Here is a 22939-nt window from a genome sequence, read left to right as displayed (position 1 = left end):
TGACAAAATTATTTAATCATTCACAGTAATAAAGGATTTAAGCCTAAAATTGTTCGGCAAAAAAATGAATTTATGGATGTTTTATCAGCAATAAAAAACAGACGGTCGTTTTATACGGCACAAATGAGTGGTGAAATAGTAGAGGACAGCATTGTGTGGGAGCTGCTGAATTGTGCCAATTGGGCTCCCAATCATTACCACACCGAACCGTGGAGGTTTAGGGTATTTGCCGGAAAAGGGTTGGAAAATTTGTTGGATAATTTAGCCGAACTATATAAAAAGACAAGTGGAGAAAATTTTAGCGAAGCCAAATATGATAAATACGCTACTCGAAAAAAGCAGCTTTCGCATGCCATAGCCATTGTATTGCACAAAAGTGATAAACCCGGACTTCCGGCAGTAGAAGAAAGAGAGGCAGTGGCATGTGCTGTGCAAAATTTATGGTTGGCTACCACCAAATTTGACGGGGTTGGCGGATATTGGAGTACCGGAAATTTGGTGTATTTGCCCGAGTTTGCTCAATTTTTAAATCTTGAGAGCAACCAAGAATGTTTGGGCATTTTTTATTTGGGAATGATAAAAGCGGATGGCGTTGCACCCCAAAGCAGCCGTGGAGATATTAAAGAAAAAGTAATTTGGACGAACGAATAAATGAGAGCTGTAATACAACGAGTAAACCACTGCAGATTGGAGGTTGAAGCAAAAGTAGTTTCAGAAATAGAATCGGGATTATTGATTTTGTTGGGAATAGAGGAAGTGGATGAAAAAGCCGATGCTGACTGGCTGGCCGCAAAAATTGCCAATCTTAGAATATTTGCCGACCAAAACGGAGTGATGAATGAATCTGCAATTGACCAAAACAAAGAAATGATGGTAGTAAGCCAATTTACCCTTCATGCATCTACAAAAAAGGGCAACCGCCCAAGCTATATAAGGGCTGCAAGACCCGAAAAGGCCGAGCCACTCTATCAATATTTTACCCAAAAAATGAAAGAAACTGGCTGCAAAACTGTCAACGGAATTTTTGGTGCCGATATGCAAATACGTTTTACCAACGATGGTCCGGTAACAATTATAATTGACAGTCGGAATAAGGAGTAGGTTTTTAGAACGATAAGTGTAGCAAAATCAACTTTTGTTTTAATATATTGCGAAATATTAAAAACAAAGAATGAATAAAATTAGATTTCAGTCCAAATTCGCCGTTATAGTTTTCGCCTTTACTTTGCTTTCTTCCACATTAATCTATGGGCAGGAGCCTCCCAAAAAATATCCCTCTTTGTTGTGGGAAATTTCGGGAAACGGAGTGGCCAAGCCGAGTTATTTGTATGGCACCATGCACGTAAGCAGCAAAGTGGCTTTCCATTTGGGTGATACGTTTTTTATGGCCTTAGAAAGCTGTGATGCGGTGGCTCTGGAGAGCGATGCAACCCAATGGCTCGAAAAAATGTATAGCACCGAATATTTGGAAGAAGTCGGCGATTTATACGGGCGTTCGTCTTATTACAACGATTTTTATCGAGAAGGTTTTAGCATTATTGAGTTTGATAAGCAAACTTTGGGCAGAAGCCTAAATTTCAATAGCCGATTGATGAACGGATTGCTTTATCGTGAGTCGGACTACGATGCCGAATTTGAGGAAGAAACCTATCTGGATATGTACATTCATCAGGCTGGAAAAAAACTGAACAAACCCGTGATAGGACTCGAAGATTTCATGGAATCACACCGGTTGGTTCAAAAATCGGAAATACCCGATGAGGATGAAGAAGACCGTGTGGAAAGTGTGGACTACCGAAAAATAAGAAACTCCGGTAAAAATCCTGGAGAGATGATGCAGGATGCCTATAGAAACGGTGATTTGGACATGGTTGATTCGTTGCAACGTTTAATGGATCCGGGCAACAACCACCAAAAATATATGCTACACGATCGAAACATTATCATGGCCAACCGCATGGATTCCATCATCCAATCCGGAACAAAACTATTTACGGGCATTGGTGCGGCTCATCTTGCAGGCGAAAAAGGGGTTATTGAACTGCTTCGGGCAAAAGGATATACCCTGAGACCAGTGGTTAGAAACATCGACGAATACAGCAAAAACTACAAAAACAAACTTGAAAAAACCTATGTAAAACAAGATTTTAAAACCTATACCACCAGCGATGGATGGATAGAGGTAAAACTACCGGGAAAGATGTTTGAAACCCCTGCCTATGGCGGATATAAAATCAGCTATTTCCCCGATATGTCAAACGGAGCAACCTATTCATTAACCCGTTTGAGATATGCCGGCACCATGCGAAATCAAGATCAGGATTACATGATAAAACGCATTGACAGTTTGCTTTTTGAAAATATTCCCGGAAAAATAATCGAACAAAAGGAAATAAAAAGAAATGGTTTTCCGGGTTTTGATATTATAAACCGAACCAAAAAAAGCGATTATCAGCGATATTTAATTGTGGCTACCCCACTTGAGTTAATCATTTTTAAAGTTGGTGGCACGTTGGATTATGTGAAAGACAATAACAATTTGGAAGAGGTATTTTCATCACTAAAAATTAAAGGAAAAACGGCTGATTGGAGTACGTTTCACAGCATATATGGCTTCGACATTGATTTGCCCGGAACTCCTATTACCGAGGAAAAAGACAAAGAACATGACTACATGTTGGGTAGCGATGTTCAGATTCAGGCCATGGATGGCGATGAGTTTTTCTATGTAAATCGAACCTCATTGCATGATTATTTTTATATAGAAGAAGATACGTTTGAGCTAAGTTACATCTCGCATGAGTTTCATAAAGAAATGAAGTTGGAACACGGGCCAAAGGAATTTTTCAATTTTAATGGCCGGCCTGCCATGAAAACAACGTGCAAAGATTCAAACAAATATTTGCATAGCCTTTATTTTGTTGACGGACCTCGATATTATCAACTTTTGGCTAAAACCAACAGTGAGGAGTGGCCAAAACAGTTTTTTGAATCGTTTAAGTTTACTCAATCAAAACCTATAAGAGAAGAATTTGTGTTTAACGACACAAGCTACCATTACAGCGTAAAAACTCCAGTAAAAAGAAGTGGTTTTGCCAATTTTGATTTGAGAGAAGTTTCGGAGCGGGTAAGAAACAAAGAAAACAACCGAGACTATGATGGCCGCCGAGATTATCTTGTCTTTCAAGAACCCATGAGCGATCAGCAGGTCGGCTTAGGTTTTAAGCAATTCTCCCGATATTTCTATCGCTCAGCGTATGACACACTTTGGAGAAGTGTTAAAAAGGACTATTTGGGCAGCGGATTAGTTTTTGATGTTGAAAAAATAAGTGAAGACAGCACAGAGTATGATTTGGTGGTTTCCGACACAAATAGTGTTCGAAATATTCATTTTCATTTCAAGGTAAACGGAGGCATATTATACAGCATCCGAGCCGTTTCGGAAATAGGCAAACCCAGTCCGCTTTACCAAAGTTTTGTTTCAAGTTTCACACCTAATCCAGACACAGTGGTAGGATTGCCTATTACGCAAAACAAAGCCGACATATTCTTTGATGACTTATTACATGGCGATAGTTTGGCGGTGGACTATGCCATACAATCGGTAGATGAAATCCGTTTTGAAAAGCAACATTTGGATAAATTGATTGATGTGATAGAAAATTTTAAACACAAAGATTACGACATCTCCGATAAAGTGGATTTGATAGAATCAATGGGTTTTATAAAACATCGAGATGTGTTGCCTTTTTTAGAAAAATATTACAAGCAAAATGTGGACACAGCCCAATATCAGGTGGCAGTGTTAAAAGCTTTGGTCAATCAGCATTCAAAACCAGCCACCAAATTATTCAAAACCCTGCTCGAATACGAAACGCCATTGGTAGATAAAAGTTCGGTGAGCCAGCTTACTTCGAGAATGAGCGACAGTTTGACTACCTATACCGATTTGTTTCCGTTTCTGTTAAAGTTTACCCGTTATCCCGAGTATCAGTCAAATGTGTATGATTTGATGGCAGAAATGGTGGATAGCGGAGTGCTGAAACCCAAAAAATACAAGTCATACAAAAAAGACATTTTGAGAGAAGCTAAAGACGAATTGAAAAGAACCATTTCGGAGGCTAATAAAGCGTCGGGCGGAAATTCTTATAGAAGTTATTATTACTACGAACCAAGCAGCACATTAGAGCCATACAACACTTTGTTGATTCCGTTTAAAAATCAAAAGGATGTGCAGAATTATTTTGAGCGAACCAAAAAATTGAATGATGAGGGCGAGTTATTTACCACAAGTGTTCAAATGCTCGAGGCAGGAATGGATGTGAATGATACCATTTGGCCGCATTTTGCCAATAGAGAAAAGTATCTGATAAAACTTTACGAAAAATTAAAAGAAATAAACCAATTGCATTTGATTCCCGACAGTTGTTTAACGCAAGAAAACATTGCCAAATCAATGCTTTATAAATACAATAGCGTAACCGAAAAAGACAGTGTTCAGTTTTTAAAAAGGTATGAGGCAAGAAACAAAGATGGCGAAGGATATGTATATGTTTTCAAGAAAAAAGACAAATACAACGACAAGCAATGGGAGTATGATTATATTGGCATAATGCCTAAAGACAGCACCATTGTGCCAAAAGATTATGATGTAAAAGACAACGGCAATGACTACATCGATGAGGAAGAGTTGGATAAAACCATGGAGGATGTAATTGATCATTTGCTGTATGCCGACCGAAAAAGAGTGAAAGAGAAACGAAAATATCGTGGTTTTTATGGGTATTGAAATTATGATTTAACAGGCTGAATATGATTGGTTTATTATTAATTTATTTTATTGGCAAAAACTTTTATGACTTAGCCCGCGAGAATGGTAAAAATGGGTGGGGTTATGCTATTTTAGGTGTGGCTGCCTATTACGTAGCTACGTTTATTGCCGGAATGATTATGTTCATTTTTCCTTTAACGGAATTACAGAATTTGATTTTATCAGAAGATAGAATAGATCAGATTTGGATTGGACTTATAGCAATGCCTTTTGGACTTTTGGCTTGTTGGTTGCTATATAAGTGGTTAAAATCGAGATTCGAAAATGTTGATTCTCAGTTGGATGAAGATGTGATAGACAGAAATTTATAGGTTTTGTTCGTCCTCTGAAATCAGTTTGGATATAACAGGAGGTACATTCCCCGATTTCGCCTCCACCCATTGTTTTATTTCGGATTGTTTGGTTTTGAATGTTTCTGTAACGAGCAGGTTTTTCAAGCAATCATCAAATTGATTTTGCCCGTCAACGGCAAATAGCAACTGATTTTGTTGCATTTCTAAGGCCTCAGGAAAACGGGAAATGTTTGAACCACATACAACGGGCAATCCCCATACAGCGGCCTCCAACACATTGTGCAGCCCCTTGCCAAAAGCACCGCCTATAATGGCAACATCGGCATATTGATAGGCATTGCTCAAAACCCCAATGCCATTTATAACCAATACTTGGTTGTTCCGGTTTATTTCTTCATCCGTATAGAGAGATACCCCTAACGGCCGGAATTTTTGATGTATCTCAGCGATGTGTTTTTCAGAAACATCATGCGGAGCAATAATCAATTTCAAGTTTTTTTCGGAATGATTGGTTAAAAAATGCAACAGCAAATCTTCTTCTTCCGGCCACGAGCTTCCTGCAATAAGGGTTGTATTGTTTTCCGCAAAACGAGCCAATTTGTCAATCGGTTGTGCATTTTTCTTGATTTGCAGCACACGGTCAAAACGTAAATCCCCACTGTGGCGTATGTTCCTAAAACCATATTGTTCCAACAATTGATAGCTATCCTTATTCTGAACAAAAACAGCATCAAATTTTTTTAATTCCTTTTGCCAAGCTTTTCCCCAAGTCGAAAACAAAAATTGATTTTTTCTAAAAATCCCATTTACAAGCAATGTTTTGATATTTAGGTGGTTAAGCTGATGCAATAAGTTGAGCCATAATTCATTTTTTACCAAAACAAAAACACTTGGGTTGAGCAATTGCAAAAAGGTTTTCATGTTTTTTGGGGTGTCGATGGGCAAATAAAATGCATCAATTTCGAGTCCATAGTTTTTCATGTTTTTGTATCCGGATTCAGAGAAAAAACTTACCACACAATGATATTTTTCTTGAATTTGCGTTTGAGAAATAATGGGCACAATCATTTCATATTCGCCCAACGAAGCACAATGAAGGCAGAGAATGGGTTTTTGATTTTTGCGAGATTGTTGCCAATCTAAAATCTTCTTTTCCCAATTTTTTCGGGCATCGACAAAATGTTTAATTTTGGTAGAAAACCGCGAAACGGGAACAAAAAGGAGGGAAACTAAAAAAACAAAAGCGTTATATAGCAGATGCATCAATCAGTAAAAAACTCTTCTTCCGACAATTTTTTGGTGTACATCGGAATGGTAACGCCCACTTGAAACCCCCGAAGTAGGTCGGTGCGTTTGGTGGCGTTGTATTGTCGGGTGTCAAAATCCCAGCTACGCATGCTTTGCGTAAAAGCTTGGTTGAAACAAAACCCAACCTTAAAATTGATTTGTTTTTTTATGTCCAAGTGCTGATAGCCCACAAACTGTGTGGTCATCAGTCCTCCGCATAGTCGGTCGTATCCTTTTTCGTAGTCGCCCGTTATTTGAGCCACGGTGGTAGATGAAGCGTAAATATCAATGCGATGCAACATAAAACCCACCCCGGCTTCTACCAAAATACCAGAGTTGCGATTGTTTTTTAGAATCGGGAAAAGTCGGCCAACATTGGCACTTGCTTGGTGGCCACGTTCGTTTAAACGAATCACAGAAAACTGTCCATTTTGATCAATAATTTCGCCGGTAGAGCCCAAAATGGAATCGAACATGTTAGTTTCTTTTACGTTGTTGCCAAACATCCAATTGTAGTTTAGACCCACAATCCAGCCGGATTCAAACTTAAAACGACCACCCACTCCCAAGGCCGAATTCCAACCAAACCGATCGGCCAAATCTGCTCCCGGAATCTGTGCAGCATATTGAATATCAATTAAATACCCCTGCTTTGGTTTAAAGAATTTATCGGTATTCTGGCCAAAGCTAAAATTAGCTTGCCCGAAACCAACGGCCAAAAAAATGATTAGACTTTTTATTCGAAAATTCATTTATACTAAATATCAAGCAAATAACGGAAATAATGGTGAGATGGTTACAAAAAAGTGGCGAGGCTGTATAATTCAGCCTATTTCGTGGATTTAGAGTGAAGCGATGAATCTCTGGGTTTTTAGGATTAACATGAAAATGAATTCCGTTAGGGTTATGAATTAACGTTTTGGGGAAGTTGGGGGTAACTGTTCGAATATACGTTTTTCGGGATTTTAAGGCACTTCACTGTCAAACCGCTACATTTTTTATTAATTGCTTTAAAGCTGAAATGTAGCAAATCACCCACATTATGTACATTTATTGCTACCAGTTGGCATTCCTTTCAGTTCGTAATTTGTACTTCTTCCTCCTGCTGCTTCTTTTTGCAAAATCCCTTTCTGAATTAAATCGTTTATATCTCTAACTGCAGAATCTTTGGAGCATTTTGCAATCTTCGCCCATTTAGATGAAGTTAATTTTCCGTCAAATCCACCCATTAGCATATTCAATAATTTTCTTTGTCGGTCATTTATTGCTGAATCTATATGCTTTTGCCAAAAATCAGCTTTGAATAAAACTTTTGTAAGTATTGAATCCGTGGATTTTAAAGTATTAATCAAACAGTTTAAAAACCAAACAATCCAATCAGTTATATCTAAATTCCCTTTTTGCGTGTTTTCCAATATCTCATAATACTGTTTTCTTTCCAACCGAATCTGAGCGGACATACTGTAAAATCGTTGGTTACTTTTGTCAGCTTGAGCAAGAAGCATATCTGTCAATGCTCTTGTTATTCTTCCATTTCCATCTTCGAAGGGGTGGATTGTAACGAACCATAAGTGTGCAATTGCAGCTTTAATTACCAAGTCAATTTTTTTGTTATTGAACCAATCAATAAATCGAGTCATTTCTTTTTCCACCAAATTGGAGTCAGGTGCTTGAAAATGTACTTTTTCTTTTCCCATTGCTCCAGATACAACCTGCATAGGCCCTGTAGTATCTTTTCTCCAATCCGCAACAGTAATTTTGTACATTCCACTTCTTCCTGTCGGAAATAAAGCAGCATGCCAACCAAAAAGTCTGTCGGCAGTCAAAGGATCAAAACATTTTTGAGTTGCGTCAAGCATCATTTCAACAACTCCTTCCACACTTCTGTCTGAATCCACTACTCCTGCTATTTCCATTCCTAATCTGCGTGCAATTGATGAACGCACTTGGTCAGGATTAAGAAATTCGCCTTCAATCTCCGATGATTTTAGCACATCAAGAGTCAATGTATCAAGTAGGGCCTCATTTCTCAAACCAAAACCTAATGTTTCCATTTTTCCAATAAGTCTTCCCTGTAAATTTCTTGCCTCACTTAACAAATCCAAGAAATGATTATTATTCCAGGTAAATTCTGGCCAATGGTCTTTTTGATGTATAAACGCCTTCATTCAATGCATTATTTGCAACGAAAATAACCGTTATTGGACGCAAATCAAAATTAATCGTTGCTTATTTTGCATCAATAATCAACTTTATTCGTTGCAGGGGTATCTCTTTGACTTACTGGTAACGGTTTAGGCTATGAACAGTTGGGGATTTTACTTTCTAACTTTTCGGTTTAGCACCGACCTTTGTTTTATGTTTATATTTTCGTTTAATCACTTATGCCCCAATTGTTTATAGCCATTGTGCCTGTTGCACAACCAAACCATTCAAAGGTAAAAAAAATAGTTATAGACAAAATCGCGGAAAAATGTTCACAACACACTGTTAATCAATAAGATAAACAAATATTGACTATCTTTACACCATGCAAGGACGACAAGAGATAGAGCCAAAAATGTTCTATCAAGTAAGTTTAGAAGACTTGGTTCCCAAAGATAATTTCTATCGAAAACTTGGGGAGGCGTTAAATCTTCACTTTTTGTATAAAGCCACGGCAGGATACTATGGCACAGAAGGTCAGGAGTCGATAGACCCCGTGGTGTTCTTTAAACTACTGTTGGTGGGCTATTTAAACAACATCAACTCCGACAGAAAACTGATTGAATATTGTTCAAATTGTTTGGATGTTCGGTTGTTTTTAAAGTATGATATAGACCAATCATTGCCTTGGCACAGCACCATAAGCCGCACCCGACAGTTGTATGGCGAAGAAGTATTTTTGAGTTTGTTTCAAGAGGTATTGAGGCTTTGCATACAAAAAGGAATGGTAAAAGGCAAACGCCAAGCGGTGGATAGTGCCTTTATAAAAGCCAATGCCAGCATGGATAGTTTGATAGAAAAACAGGTAGTGGCAGATGCACCAGCATACTTAGATGAGTTGAACAAAAACTCGGACTATCAGGTAACGAGCAGCCGAAAAAAGTTGGTAGAGCGACATCACAACTGGAAAAAAGAAGCCTACAAAGGAATGCCAGGCAACAATAAAACTGTAAAAACAGACGAAAACGGCAACGACATTCGGCCTAAATATTTGAGCAATCACACACACTACAGTCCCACCGACCCCGAAGCCAAAATATCGGTAAAACCGGGCAAAGCCCGCCAATTGAATTACAGTGGCCAATTGGCAGTTGATGATGCCCACCACGTAATAACCGGAGCATGTGCCAGCACAGCAGGCAGCAAAGACAGCGAAAACCTACCCGAAATAGTAAGCCAAACCATCAAAAATCTGAAAGAAAACGACCTTACCATAGATCAATTAACGGCCGATGCGGGCTACAGCAGCGGCACAGCATTACGGTATTGCGAAGAACAAAATATAGATGCTTATATACCCAACTTTGGGTTGTATAAACCCAATAGAGAAGGTTTTAAATTTAATAAAGACCAAAATCAATACGAGTGTCAAAAGCAGGGAGGAAACCAAGCAATACTAACCTTTAAGGGTATAAAAACCGACAGTAAAGGCTACCAAAAAAAGCAATACCGCAGTTCAGAATCAAGTTGCAAGAACTGCCCCTTGCGAGAACAATGTTGTGGCAAAAGCACCAAGTTTAAAAAGATAGAAGAAAGCATAGACAAACCCTACTACGACCGTATGCACCAAAAATTAGCCCAAAATCCAGAGTATGCAAAGAAGATAAGCAAAATACGCAGCAGCACGGTAGAGCCAGTGTTGGGCACGCTTATCAACTTCTTGAACATGAAAAAAATAAACAGCCGAGGGATGAAACAAGCCAACAAGCATGTGCTGATGGCTGCCCTAACCTACAACCTCAAAAAATACCTCAACTTTAGCCGTAAAAAAGTACAAGGCAATGTGCAAGCAATGGAGCAAACGTCAAATCTTCTTAAAATCAAGTTATTAGAAGCATTTTCATGCATTTTGGGCGGTTCATTTTTTTGTATAACGAAACCCTGCCGTTTAAATTAGAGTGCCTTAAATGGCACTATTTCCTTTTGTTTTTTTCTTGATTTTTAAGCATTTTTTCTTTTTTCAAGAGTTGTGCAACAGCTACCATTGTTGTGCCTAGTTATTTTAGTTCAAATTGTTTCTTTTCCATAAATCGCTTGAGTTAATATTTTAGTTAAAGGCTCAAGATTTCCATTATGTCCTTCATTAATTGCCAAATAATAAGCTTGTGTGTCTTTTAGGATAATTTGATAATCAATTCCAAAAAATTCCGAAGCTTGTTGATTAAGTAAATATCTAGCAACTCGTCCATTTCCGTCTAAAAATGGATGAATACTTAAAAATTCTAAATGAAACTCTGTAATTGCTTTTAATTTATCTCCAAGATTACCTTTCTCAAATTTTTCGTAATTGTCTCTCCAATCGGATAAAAGTTTTTCAGTCAATTCTTGGACTTTATCAGCTTTGGGTGGAACATATGTTGCATCTTCTATGTTACCCGATTTATTACTTGCAATCCAAACTTGGACTTTTCTTAATGCTCCAAGTCCGTGAATTGAATCTGAAAAAAGTAAAAGTTTATGGATTGAGAGTAGTCGTTCTAAAGTCAGATTAGAAGTAGATTCTAATTCAGTAGAAACTGGGATTTTAGTTTTATCGCTAGATACAGTTCCATCTTTTATTAATTCTTCTAGGTTTCTAGTCCGCTCTCTATTTTCGTAGGATAATTTTTCAATTCTTCTTATCGGTTTTTGAACACCGTCAATGCGTTTTGATATTTCTTTTAGTAAAAAATCAGATTGCTGGTCTAGTAGTTTTTTCAGGTAGTTGTTTTGTTGAGAAAAAAATGACATTTGTTCCTCTTTATTCATTTGAATACCAAAAAGCTCTAGTCTTATACCATAACCTAAAGGACTGTTTAGAATAGCAACGACTCTTTCTTTATGGTAAATAATTGCTGTTTTGTCATTTTCTTCAGCTATTTTTTCTAAAACTTGGCGTTCTGTTGGTGTTATGTGCTGATTAGTGATAAATACAATTCCATTAGCGTTGTTTTTAGCAACACCTTCTAAATCGTGAGTGTATTTTTCTTTTATCTCTTTAAAATCTTTTTGGTCAATTCCAAAGTAGCAAGCAGCAACATACTTCCATCCGTTTTTCTCACAAACTATATCTTTTAATCCATCAGGTCCTCCCAATGGACATTGAGGGTCTACAGATTCGTACCCTTCCATTATTAGGATTTTTGCACCTAATCTTTCGGCTTGAGTATTTCCACTTCTCCAATTTATTAAATGTAGTTCTGTAGTCATTTTTAATTAGGCACAACATCCAGATATGCGAACATTTATGTCGCATATCCCTCCAAAACTAAAATATTGTATCAAAAAAAGCAACTGGGTAATTGATTAATTTGGTTCTAAAAAAATGTTGTTTTGGCGGTAACTACTCGTTCTATCAGTGCCAAATCACTTTTTGGGTGAATGGGTAAAGATATTTTATTACCCAAGTATCGAAACGACAACGTGAATACTCTACCTAATGTTCTTTCATATTTGTGGTGCCTTACAAATATGGTCCAATCTACATCAATGGATATATGTTGCATTTTAGCCCAGTAAAATTCGCCAATTTGCTCCACCACCATTTTGTCGTTATCCATGAACAAATTTTTTCGGTCATATACTCCCAAAAGATGCGTGCCAAAACGGTTTTTAACCAAAATGCTGCGTTCTAACAGCATTCCATTTGCAGGAATTTCAACAGGCTGCACCTTTACCTCTTCATCAAACCGATGTTGCAATGCTGCCCATTTTTGTTTGTATTTTTTTGTTTGATATTCGAACGTATCCAAATTACCTTCTATCGGAATTATCCATCGTTGTTGAGCCCATTTTTTGAATAAAGCAGGATTGTCAACGTTTGTTAAGGCCCAAATTCGCCATTTCAGAATGGAATGGTTGTAGGCTATAAATGTGATTGTTAAAGGTAGAAGAAATACAACAGCAAAAAACCACGGTTTCAACTCCAACGCTTCCTTCAGTATAATTAATGGCAAAATCATCAACAGAAACCAAGCAGGTTTTCGTGTCATTCTATCTTTGGCTTTTATGGCTTCCGACGCGTGAATCATCTCTTTTTGTGATTAATTGTTTGTTTCAAAATTATCGAAATAAAATTCATAGAAAAAGAAGCTAATGCGTGGTTCTGATTGATTTAGGTTCAACCGTTATTCCCCATATTTTAAGAGAAATTCCGGATTAATTGCTTTGAAACTTACACGCCCCTTGCTAAAGTATTCGTTGGATAAAAGTAGGTCTAATTTTTCGGTATATGGGCGAATAACAATACCTTCAGCCCAAACATCATTTAATAGTTTGCTTTTAATAGTCGCAGTTTTAATTATATCCTCAATGTCGTTTTCAAGCTCGTAATCCAAAGAGATAATCGGAACCATAGGTAAATCTAATTTGTGGAGTAACTCTTTGAAATCAAAAAAGTTTAAATATTCATACTTGTCAATATCAAAGGCATTAAAAAACATAGCGGTTTGTCCTTTTATTTTTAGTTTGTTTCCTTGAATTCCCTCACCAATAAGCTCACCTTGAATGCCAATATTTTTCCCAATCGAACGCAGTTTGTTTTCTATATCCATTAGTCTTGCAACTTTCCAAAAGCTGTTTTCTGTGTCTTCTGTAAGCTCTAAGTTTCGGCTACAAACACCAAATATGCCGTCTTTTAAAAAGTATGTTGCCGAGCTTCCATCCAGCTTTTCGGCAACATAGCATTTTTCACCTTTGTATTTGTCTAACAAGGTCTGCAATACCTGCACTCTTGTTTCATCTGTTTTAGGAATAAAAGAAGGAAACGGCCCTTTGGCAATCCCCCTTAGGCAAGCCGGCATAGGTGGCTCGTATTTGATTATTTCTAACGCTTCGGTGCAGTCTGCATCTTCAATTACCTCAAAGTCTGCCGGTAATATGGACAGCGGAAAACATATACCTTGCGAAATTTGCCCACGCAGCCGAATGGTTCTTATTCTCAATTTGCGTGGTTTTAAAAACTCAAATTCGGGTTTGTCGGGCAATAGGCTGTCAATTTCGCAATAAACGGCCAAATCGCCTACCTTAAATTCATTTTTTTTGACTACCAATTGCCAGCCTAAAACGGTGGCTTTTTCAATGGCATCGGCACCTTTTATAGGTTCCAATGCTATAATTTTTTGAATACTTGCTAATTTTCGCATTTATGTTTGTTTAAATCGGTATTAATCCTGAAAAAGAGTTTAAAATGGCTTGCCGAACCTTCATTTTCTTGATTCCATGGCAAGGTTTATCTTTCAAAGGCGAAGGGTTCCAAAACTAAACCATAACCTCAAAAAAAGCAACTTGGCTACTGATTAATTTGGTTCTCAAAAACACGTTGTTTTGGCGGTAACTACTCGTTCTATAAGGGCCAAATCACTTTTTGGATGAATGGGTAGAACGATTTTTTTACCTAAGTATTTAAAAGATAGGTCATAAACCCGGCCTAGTACATCATCGTAGTCAGATGTAAAATCAATGGAAGCATCTTGTATTTTGTCCCAGTAATACTCTCCCTTTTGTTCCACCACCATTTTGTCTCTATATATGAATAAGTTTTTTCGGGAAAATCCAAAAGCTTTGTCGACCAAAATACTGCGTTCTAACAGCATTCCATTAGATGGAATTTCAACGGGTTGCACCTTTACCTCTTCATCAAACCGATGTTGCAATGCTGCCCATTTTTGTTTATATTTTTTTGTTTGAAATTCAAATTTATCCAATTTGCTTCCAATGGGTATAAGCCAAAGTTGTTGTGCCCATTTTTTGAATAAAGCAGGATTGTCAACATTTGTTAGTGCCCAAATTCTCCATTTCTGAATATAATAAGTTTGAGTTATTCCAACAATGATCATAGGTAGGAGGAAAACAATTATCAGAAACCACGGTTTCAAATCAAACACGGCCATCAGTAGCATTAATGGTAAAAACAGCAACATAAACCAAGCACAATTTGTTCTCATTCGGTCTCCTTTTTTGACTACTTCTGCTGCGTGAATCATGTTTTATACGTTTAATTATTTTTTTCAAAATTATCGAAATAAAATTCATGGAAAAAGAAGCTAATGTGTGGTTCGGAATGATTTAGGTTCAACCGCTATTCCCAATATTTTAGGAGAAGTATAGAATTAAATGCTTTTGCCAATAAGCACAATAGCTTTACCTACTATTAATTTATTTTCTTCCAAGTCATTCCATCCTTCGTACGGTATTCTATCAGTCCAAAATCTCTTGAAACTATCATTTCGTTCATTTCGTAGTCGAAACAGTTTGACCCCGTTTCACATTTTATCTCGAAAACTTTTAATTTTTTGTTATTCCATTCATAGTCATCTACTAAGGTAGCGGTGGCATTCTCATTGTTTCTCATGACTTTATTCGTTCCAATATCTGCAGCAACAAAAATTTGATTTTCCATTTCCTCTTGATTGTTAATCTTTAAAACTTGTATTTCCGTGGCTGTAATTGTAAACGTCAGATTTGAATTATTGGTTGATTTCAAAACTCCAATTTCAACTTGGCAATCACATCCGCATTCATCACCGCCATAAAATTCAGTTTCGCTTTTTCGATTTACGAGTAGTGAATCTATATTGCCAATACTGTCTTCAAAAACGAAAAAGTCATCATTATTGTAAGGTTTTATCCACTTCAACGTTTCTTCATCCAATTCAGGATCCGGAGGAATGCATCCGCAATCAGGATAATTTAACGGGCAGCAACCGTTAAGAAAAATCACAGTAATTAAGGCATATAATCTCATTTTATTCATATTAAAATACTGGTAATTTTGGCAGACATAAAAAAACCTTTAGGAATATGTCTTTTCAAAACTAACAAATTACGTAATAAAAAACAGGGTAACTATTAGGTGCGAATCGCCTATTTATTCAGTGCATATTTCGAGGCTACAAAACGGCAATTTTTTACACTCAACTCTATCCAACCGAAGTAGTTTATCGAGCTTTCAGTATACTTCACCCCGATATATTTTTTTTCGGTATCCGCCCAATTTCCGAGCCGGACAAGGTTGTTGTAAGACTGATTGTTCGTGTAATCGCAAAACTCAAGAACAAAACTTCCTGTTTTCCAGTGGCTCTGGGCATTTAGCGTGTCACCATAGAGATGCTTGACAGGGTAGGTGTTTTGGTCAATAATAAACATAAAATTATCAGGATATTGTTTGCCGTACACATAATTTTCGGTGTATAAAACAGGGATGGAATCACCAAGTTCTGGAACAAAATATTTACGAGAATACCTCACCATCGAGTCTGTTTTTGTTTCAACATCAACGGTTGTATTGTCATTTATGGTCTCTATGATTAGCGTAGATTGATTAATGCCTCCGGCGGAGGCAACGGAATTGTATTGCAACAGTATATCATCCATCAAATCTCCGTTCAAATCAACTTTGTAATGGGTTATTAGGTTTGAAGTAGCACCCCCAATCGCAACTACTTTAACGTAGCTTTCGGTTGTATCAATTACCAAATGGTTGGAAACGGGTTCAACTACATCATTGTCCGAGCAGCCCACAAACAGTGTCGTTAAAAAAATAAATGTGAAAGAATAAATTAGGCTTAACTCTTTTTTCATCTGCCATTATTATTTAGGATTACCAAACATTTTACACAAAAACACGGGAAGGTAATGTATTTTTACCATAAGGGCAAAAAAGACCAATGGCATCGTCGCTTTCCCAACAAATTATTCGCCCTCTTTTGGCTAAGTTTGCATTCAATTTTATGTCTATGACCATACAAATGGTGGATCTACATGGTCAATACCTCAAAATAAAAAACGAAGTGGATGCAGCTATGCAAGAGGTTCTTGATTCTACGGCCTTTATTGGCGGTGCTAAAGTGCGAGAGTTTGCCGCCAATCTTGAGAGGTATTTGCAGATAAAACACGTTATTCCGTGTGCCAATGGCACCGACGCATTGCAGGTGGCATTTATGGCACTCAATCTTAGTCCGGGCGATGAGGTAATTGTACCTTGTTTTACGTATGCCGCCACAGCGGAAGTGATTGCCCTTCTGCACCTAACGCCTGTTTTGGTAGATGTTGATACAGATACATTTCAAATAGACATAAATCAAATAGAGCAGTGCATTACTGCTAAAACCAAAGCCATTGTTCCCGTGCATTTGTTTGGTCAGTGCAGCAACATGGAGGCCATTATGCAGTTGGCCGAGAAGCACAATCTGTTTGTGGTTGAAGATACTGCACAAGCTATTGGGGCAAAATATACTTTTTCCCATGGTTCGGTGCAGTCAGCGGGTGGTATCGGTCATTTTGGAACCACATCGTTTTTCCCGTCAAAAAACTTGGGGTGTTTTGGCGATGGTGGGGCTATTTTAACCAACGATGATGTCTTGGCAGAAAAAGCAAGAATGATTTGCAACCACGGACAAAAAAAGAAATATTACCACAGCGTTATCGGTGTAAACTCTCGGCTGGATACCATACAGGCTGCGGTGCTTGATGTAAAGCTAAAACATCTTGATAGCTATTGTCAAGCCAGAAACGATGTAGCCGATTATTACGACATAGCTTTTGCCGATGATGAACGTTTTGATACCCCTAAGCGAGTGGCCAATTCTACCCATGTTTTCCATCAGTACACCCTCAAATTGAACGGAATAAACCGTGATGATTTAAAGAATTATTTGCACGAAAAAGGTGTACCCAGCATGGTTTACTACCCTGTGCCGCTCAATGAGCAGGAGGCTTTTTTAAGCAACGGAAAATTTCCTATTACCCAAGATTTGTGCAGTAGGGTGCTATCATTGCCCATCAGCACAGAAATGAGCCAAGAGCAGTTGGAGTATATTGTTGCTGCTGTTTTGGGGTATAAATAGGGGGAATAATGAAATATGCTACATACCCATTTTTTTTAAAATAGAATTTGTTACTAGCGGAATCTTTTCATGGATGTGCAGAATTTTTTAGAAATTTTGGGTAAGTTCAAAATAAAACCTCGATTCCTTAAAATCCTTTAAAAAATGTTCAGACGTAACTGTTTCCCCATCTTCCAATTTTGGTTCTGGAAGCACCACTTGTATTCCAAATAAAGTCATTTTTGCTTCTCCTGATTTGTATTTTATTTCGGTCGTAGTTTCATTCTCTTCGCCGAAGTTGTCTATATAGTAGTATGAAGATTGAAACGTGTCAACAACATAAACAATAGAGGATTGGGCAATGTTTAAATACTCCTTTATTTCTTCCTGAGAATACACTTTTTTCAAAGCTCGGATTAACGTTCCGCAGCCTTGTTGAGTGTATTTAGGCAAGAACATTGCAATAATTGTATCCTACAATTCTAAGCCTTCATATACCAACCCATACAAACCATCCATTTCATGTCGATAAAATAGATGCCCTGTACCACAGTTTTGTTCGACAATATATTTTTTGTCCGCATCATGTAAATAGGTCAATGCCGACTCAAAGCGTTTTTCTTCTATGTAAATTTTGGAAAGGTATCTGCAAGCATAGTTTTTATAATGCCATGTGTAACTTCCATATCCATATATATTATTTGATGTATCATCCGGTATATCAGAGTTATTGTAGTACGTGCCAACATAGTATGGCTCGGCAGAACCTACAATTTTTAAAAACATTTTTTCCGCTTCATTAAGTCTTGATAATTGCCACAGCGAGCAGGCTAACAAAAAGTAGTTTGAATGATTCCCTTCTGTTGGTTCGGCGGTTATCAAAGCCGAATAGTTTTGGCAAAATGTAGAATCTTCTTTTGATGGTAAATGATAAACAGAGTAATCAAAGCATGTTGATGAAATTGAAATATTGATGGTATTCTCAATAGTCCACGTTGTATCTGTTATAATGTTAAACTTGGCTGTATCTTGCGAAAAACAAATGCTCCTTATGAAAATTAGACTACACGTTAGAAGAACATTTTTGAATTGTACATTGAGTCTGTTCATCGTTTAATGAATAGTGTGTTTGAATTGCCTTGCATCAAAAATAGCGAATTTTGAAATTACTAAGGTTTTATTTAGGGGTTAGAAAACGATTAGGTGTAGTTTCGATGAAACAAAAATTTGTCAAAACCCAAAAATTTTTGAAATTCGTAGAAAAATAACAAATAATATGTCAGAAATAATTATCGATCATGAATTGGTAGCCAATTCAACATCCGTAGAAAAAGCAGAATTTTACAAAAAGACTTATGCCCATGTGGCTGGAGCATTTTTGGTTTTCTTGGTTTTAGAAGGCCTCTTTTTAAATATTGGCTTTATGCGAGACTTGGCGGTGCAAATGACACAGGGCATGTCTTGGCTTATTGTGTTAGGCCTATTTATGTTGGCCACCACCCAAGCCGAGAAAATGGTAGCACGTGCCACGAGCATTAATAAGCAATACCTTGGCCTATTCATCTATGTTTTGGCCGAAGCCATCATTTTTGTTCCATTAATGATGGTGGCTATGGCCTATTTGGGTACGGCTGTGTTGATGCAGGCCATGATATTAACCATTGCCCTATTTGCGGGTTTAAGTGCCGTGGTGCTCATTACCAAAAAAGATTTTTCATTTATGCGAAGCATTATCACGGTGGGTAGCATTATTGCTCTTGGGCTAATTGTGGCCGGAATTATTTTTGGCTTTGATTTGGGTCTTTGGTTTAGCGGTGCTATGGTTTTACTTGCTGCCGGATCTATTTTATATCAAACTAGCAATATGATTTACCGATATTCAAACGACCAATATGTGTTGGCATCTTTAGGTTTGTTTGCCTCATTCATGCTGTTGCTTTGGTATATCATTCAAATATTTTTGAGTAGAGATTAACATAAAATCTGTATCAATAGAAAAACCCCAATGTTTGAAACATTCGGGGTTTTTTATTGCTGTATATTATGCTAAAAAATTGTGTTCACATTTTGATTTGAATAATTTTGAACTACCCCATATCTATCCGGTTGCTATTTCGAGGCAAACCTCTGTACCCATCTCCAAATCACTGATTTCGAGTTTGTTGCCAGGGTGTTCTTTGTTTAGGATGTTTATTCTGTCTGATATTACCTGAAGTGCAGCCGACTCATGACTTTTGGTTTTTTGTTTGGCCTTTTCTTCAGCAGCCTTTCTGCCAATTCCGTTGTCGGATATTTTACAAATCAATTTTGAACCCTGCATTGAAAAATGCAATTTTACCAAACCCTGATTGCCCAAATCGGCAATGCCGTGTTTAATGGCATTTTCAACAAAAGGCTGCAACATCATGGGAGGCAAATAAACCTGGTCGGGATTCAGGCCATTCTCCACATTTATAGAAAATGAAAATGCTGGCTTTTTGGTCAATTGCTCCAGCTCCATATAGTTTTTTAGGGTTAAAATTTCGTCACTTAGGGGTATGGAATCAACCCGCGAATTTTGCAAGGTCAACCGCATCAATTTGGCAAATTTTTGCAAATACGTTCTAGCTTCTTCATGCTGGTTTAGAGCCACCAAAGATTGGATAGAATTGAGTGCATTGAACAAAAAATGAGGATTCATTTGAAGTCGCAGAGCCTTTTGTTCTAACTCTATCAATTCTTTTTCTACCAATATTTTTTCACGTTCTTCAGCTGCTTTTCGTTTAATGTTTTTTATATAATTCCATATTGCAACGGCAATTAGCAAAATGGGAATTACCCATATAAGTAGCCGAAACCACCATGTTTGCCAAAAAGGTGCTTTTACCTCAAAAGGCCAACTATACTCTTGGCTTTCAATTCCTTGCATGGATATGGTTCGGTATTTTAGCACATATTTTCCGGGGGGAATATTACTGTAAATTGCATCACTTTTTATGCCTGACTTTACCCAATCTTCGTCAAATCCTTCTAGTTTCCACTGATATTTGAGCTTTGTGGGATTGGTTAAATCTATTCCGGTAAACGAAAAACTTAAATGATTCTGGTTATACGGAAAAACCGGGGTTGAAGTCAGATTATTCCACGAAACAGGGTTAAAGCCAAATTTTCCGGACACCAAAGTTTCATAAAAAAGATCCACATTATCCAACCACACTTTGGGGCGTATGGCATTGGTTTCTATTTCTATGGTGTTATATTTTGTCAAACCGTTGATGGTGCCAAACCACATATTTCCTTGTGCATCACAAATTGCTGCGTTTTGGCAGGTTTCTATTCCCGAAAATCCTTCGGCTGCACCAAAAAATTCTCCGTCTATTACATCACCGGTTTCATTCAGCCGCAACTTTTCTAAACCCCGCTCATGACCCACATATAGATTGTTTTTTTTGTCGAATTCTAATAAATACAGATTGGTCGATTTTAAATGTTCGTCGGCCACTTTCTGTATTTTTTTTGTTACCGATTCGTATCGATAAAGCCCATCAGTAGTGGCTATCCATAGTTGTCGGTGCAACGACCTAATGGCTCTGATGCTTTGATATTTAATGCTCGCTTCATTTATTACCATGGTGGCTTTTCCGGCTTCTATTTTGCCCAAACCTTTGTTTTCTGTTCCAAACCAGACCACCCCATTTGCATCGGCGTGCAACGAAAAAATTCGGTTGGTTGGCAAATGGGTCAAATACTGGTAATTCTTTATTTCAAACTTTCCGTTGATTCTTGATATTTCGCTAATGCCGCCATCAAGCGTGGCCACAAACACTCTACCATCGGGTAGGGTTACAATATCTTTTATGTAATTTCCGCACAACCCATTATCTACTTTTAACCATTTAAAAGTGTCACCATCAAAATAAGCCAACCCCTGCCCCTCGCTGCCAAACCAAAATAAACTGTCGCTGCTTTGTGCTAGGCTTTTTATTTTTACATTGGCAAAACCCGAATCAAGTCCCCATACCACATAGTTTGCCGAATCCATTTGTGTAACTCCTTTTTTGCCGGTTCCTATCCACAAACTGCCTTTAAAATCTTCCAAAACGGCATATACATAATTGTCGGCCAGCCCATCCTTTACGGTAAAGTGGGTAAATTGCTTTCCTGTAAATTGGTTTAGCCCCCCACCCGAAGTGCCAAGCCACACATTGCCCCAAACATCTTTTTCTAAACAACGCACATGGTTGTTGCTAAGCCCTTGTTTGCTCCCATATTGTGTTAATTGTTTGGTGGTTGTGTGATATACAAAAATGCCGTTTATTTGGGTGGCCACCCATAGCTCCCTTCCTACCAACATTAAATCATACGAAATTACATCCCAGGGAAGTGGTATTTGTGGGTCAACAATGTGTTGACCATCAAAATATCGAATGCCTCGGCCATAGGTTCCAATCCAAATACCGCTCGAGTCAAGGCACAACGACTGCACATAATCATCGGGCAAACCATCCGCAACGGTAAGAATCCGTTCGGTTTTGAGTATCCTTTTATTTAAAATATACAAACCCCGATTGGTGCCAACATACACACTACCATCGCCAATTTTTAAAGAGGTTATATATTCATTGTCCTGTTTTGATGACAAGTTAATTCGTGTAAATTTTTCATTTTCAAATACATACAAACCGTTTGAGCTACCCACCAGCATTTTCTTGTCAAGCTCTAAAAAACAATATATGCGTATCTCGTTTGATTTAGAAATTTGGTAATTCTTAAAATTCAGACCATTGAAAACACTAATTCCGCTTTGGGTTCCAACCCATATATCATGTTTTGCATCTTCATAAATGCAATTGACAAAGTTGTTTATCAATCCTTGCTTTGTCTGGTAGGTTTTAAAATTTTTTCCGTCAAATCTGGCCAAGCCTCCCCCACGTGTTCCTGCCCAAATAAAGCCACGGCTATCGTGCAACACATCAAACACTTGCGATTGCGGCAATCCTTCTTCTAAACTAAAATGGCGAAAATGATTTTGCTGGGCATTGGCCAAAACAGCCATGAGCAAAAGCACACAAATACTCAAAATTCGTTGATGAAACATCAACCCAAAAGTACACAATAATTTTTTAGACCAATTCCAACTCCAAAAATTTAGCGGTGTGTCCAAGTCCTTTTTTAACGATTTCTTCCGGCGTGCCAATGGCAATGATTTCACCACCTCCTTTGCCACCTTCGGGGCCCAAATCAATGATGTAATCGGCCACTTTTACCACGTCCAAATTGTGCTCAACCACCAAAACGGTATTGCCCAAATCGGTCAAATTTTGAAGTACTTCCAGCAAAACCCGAATATCCTCAAAATGCAATCCGGTGGTTGGCTCATCTAAAATATAAAATGTGTTGCCGGTGCTAATTTTACTCAATTCGGCTGAAAGTTTCACTCGCTGTGCCTCACCTCCCGAAATGGTTGTGCTGCTTTGCCCCAACGTGATATACCCCAAACCCACGTCGTGCAATGCTTTGATTTTTCGATAGATAGCCGG

The 22939-nt window shown here is 37.8% G+C and carries 18 protein-coding genes and 1 pseudogene; 7 read left to right on the top strand and 12 right to left on the bottom strand.

Features of this window, described 5'->3' with window-relative positions; genetic code table 11:
• Positions 1-72 precede the first annotated feature (72 nt).
• From H6607_00355 to H6607_00340, 4 genes are all read left to right on the top strand, one after another.
• The gene (locus H6607_00355; protein MCB9260816.1) at positions 73-651 is read left to right on the top strand and encodes a nitroreductase; all 579 of its coding nucleotides are present in this window, start codon (positions 73-75) and stop codon (positions 649-651) included.
• Positions 652-1101 carry a D-tyrosyl-tRNA(Tyr) deacylase gene (locus H6607_00350; GenBank protein ID MCB9260815.1) on the top strand — a complete coding sequence of 150 codons (450 nt, stop codon included), beginning with the start codon at positions 652-654 and terminating at the stop codon, positions 1099-1101.
• Positions 1102-1171: 70 nt separating this feature from the next.
• The gene (locus H6607_00345; GenBank protein ID MCB9260814.1) at positions 1172-4789 is read left to right on the top strand and encodes a TraB/GumN family protein; all 3618 of its coding nucleotides are present in this window, start codon (positions 1172-1174) and stop codon (positions 4787-4789) included.
• Positions 4790-4812: 23 nt separating this feature from the next.
• Entirely contained in the window at positions 4813-5142 is a 330-nt protein-coding gene (locus H6607_00340; GenBank protein MCB9260813.1) for a hypothetical protein, read from the top strand.
• Here H6607_00340 and H6607_00335 read toward each other — a convergent pair.
• The 3 genes from H6607_00335 to H6607_00325 all read right to left on the bottom strand — a co-directional run bounded on the left by H6607_00335 (position 5137) and on the right by H6607_00325 (position 8579).
• Positions 5137-6387, bottom strand: coding sequence for a hypothetical protein (locus tag H6607_00335; GenBank protein ID MCB9260812.1), 1251 nt, complete (start codon positions 6385-6387; stop codon positions 5137-5139). The genes H6607_00340 and H6607_00335 overlap by 6 nt on opposite strands.
• A complete protein-coding gene (locus tag H6607_00330) occupies positions 6387-7163 on the bottom strand; it encodes a hypothetical protein (GenBank protein MCB9260811.1) in 777 nt (258 codons plus the stop codon). Before H6607_00330 ends, H6607_00335 begins: the two co-directional genes overlap by 1 nt.
• A 288-nt stretch (positions 7164-7451) precedes the next feature.
• On the bottom strand, positions 7452-8579 hold the full coding sequence (locus H6607_00325) for a Fic family protein (GenBank protein MCB9260810.1): 1128 nt from the start codon (positions 8577-8579) through the stop codon (positions 7452-7454).
• 362 nt (positions 8580-8941) lie between these two features.
• On the opposite strand from H6607_00325, the pseudogene H6607_00320 reads away from it, so the two are divergent.
• A pseudogene (locus tag H6607_00320) lies at positions 8942-10393 on the top strand (IS1182 family transposase).
• Between the two features lie 230 nt (positions 10394-10623).
• On the opposite strand, the gene H6607_00315 reads toward H6607_00320, so the two are convergent.
• From H6607_00315 to H6607_00290, 6 genes are all read right to left on the bottom strand, one after another.
• A complete protein-coding gene (locus tag H6607_00315) occupies positions 10624-11805 on the bottom strand; it encodes a Fic family protein (GenBank protein MCB9260809.1) in 1182 nt (393 codons plus the stop codon).
• 107 nt (positions 11806-11912) lie between these two features.
• Positions 11913-12626, bottom strand: a complete 714-nt coding sequence (locus H6607_00310; protein MCB9260808.1) for a hypothetical protein — start codon at positions 12624-12626, stop codon at positions 11913-11915.
• A 96-nt stretch (positions 12627-12722) separates the two neighbouring features.
• Positions 12723-13739, bottom strand: a complete 1017-nt coding sequence (locus tag H6607_00305; protein MCB9260807.1) for an RNA ligase (ATP) — start codon at positions 13737-13739, stop codon at positions 12723-12725.
• A 165-nt stretch (positions 13740-13904) separates the two neighbouring features.
• On the bottom strand, positions 13905-14579 hold the full coding sequence (locus H6607_00300; GenBank protein ID MCB9260806.1) for a hypothetical protein: 675 nt from the start codon (positions 14577-14579) through the stop codon (positions 13905-13907).
• A 167-nt stretch (positions 14580-14746) separates the two neighbouring features.
• Positions 14747-15349: a hypothetical protein gene (locus H6607_00295; GenBank protein MCB9260805.1), complete on the bottom strand. Its 603-nt coding sequence runs from the start codon at positions 15347-15349 to the stop codon at positions 14747-14749.
• Between the two features lie 110 nt (positions 15350-15459).
• Positions 15460-16176: a hypothetical protein gene (locus tag H6607_00290; protein ID MCB9260804.1), complete on the bottom strand. Its 717-nt coding sequence runs from the start codon at positions 16174-16176 to the stop codon at positions 15460-15462.
• Between the two features lie 155 nt (positions 16177-16331).
• Between H6607_00290 and H6607_00285 the strand changes: the two genes are divergently transcribed.
• On the top strand, positions 16332-17441 hold the full coding sequence (locus H6607_00285) for a DegT/DnrJ/EryC1/StrS family aminotransferase (protein MCB9260803.1): 1110 nt from the start codon (positions 16332-16334) through the stop codon (positions 17439-17441).
• An 87-nt stretch (positions 17442-17528) separates the two neighbouring features.
• On the opposite strand, the gene H6607_00280 is transcribed toward H6607_00285, so the two are convergent.
• Both H6607_00280 and H6607_00275 read right to left on the bottom strand, forming a co-directional pair.
• The gene (locus tag H6607_00280; protein ID MCB9260802.1) at positions 17529-17879 is read right to left on the bottom strand and encodes a hypothetical protein; all 351 of its coding nucleotides are present in this window, start codon (positions 17877-17879) and stop codon (positions 17529-17531) included.
• 15 nt (positions 17880-17894) lie between these two features.
• Positions 17895-18530 (bottom strand): hypothetical protein, encoded by a 636-nt coding sequence (locus H6607_00275; protein MCB9260801.1) that lies wholly within the window; start codon positions 18528-18530, stop codon positions 17895-17897.
• A gap of 166 nt (positions 18531-18696) precedes the next feature.
• Here H6607_00275 and H6607_00270 point away from each other — a divergent pair, with 166 nt between their 5' ends.
• Positions 18697-19395 carry a Bax inhibitor-1 family protein gene (locus tag H6607_00270; protein MCB9260800.1) on the top strand — a complete coding sequence of 233 codons (699 nt, stop codon included), beginning with the start codon at positions 18697-18699 and terminating at the stop codon, positions 19393-19395.
• A 123-nt stretch (positions 19396-19518) separates the two neighbouring features.
• On the opposite strand, the gene H6607_00265 is transcribed toward H6607_00270, so the two are convergent.
• The gene (locus H6607_00265; protein MCB9260799.1) at positions 19519-22644 is read right to left on the bottom strand and encodes a histidine kinase; all 3126 of its coding nucleotides are present in this window, start codon (positions 22642-22644) and stop codon (positions 19519-19521) included.
• Between the last annotated feature and the right edge of the window lie 295 nt (positions 22645-22939).

Source organism: Flavobacteriales bacterium (assembly GCA_020635395.1).
In the GTDB taxonomy this organism is placed as follows: domain Bacteria; phylum Bacteroidota; class Bacteroidia; order NS11-12g; family UBA9320; genus UBA987.
The sequence above is the reverse complement of the archived record's forward strand: the minus strand, read 5'-3'. Positions and strand labels throughout refer to the sequence as shown.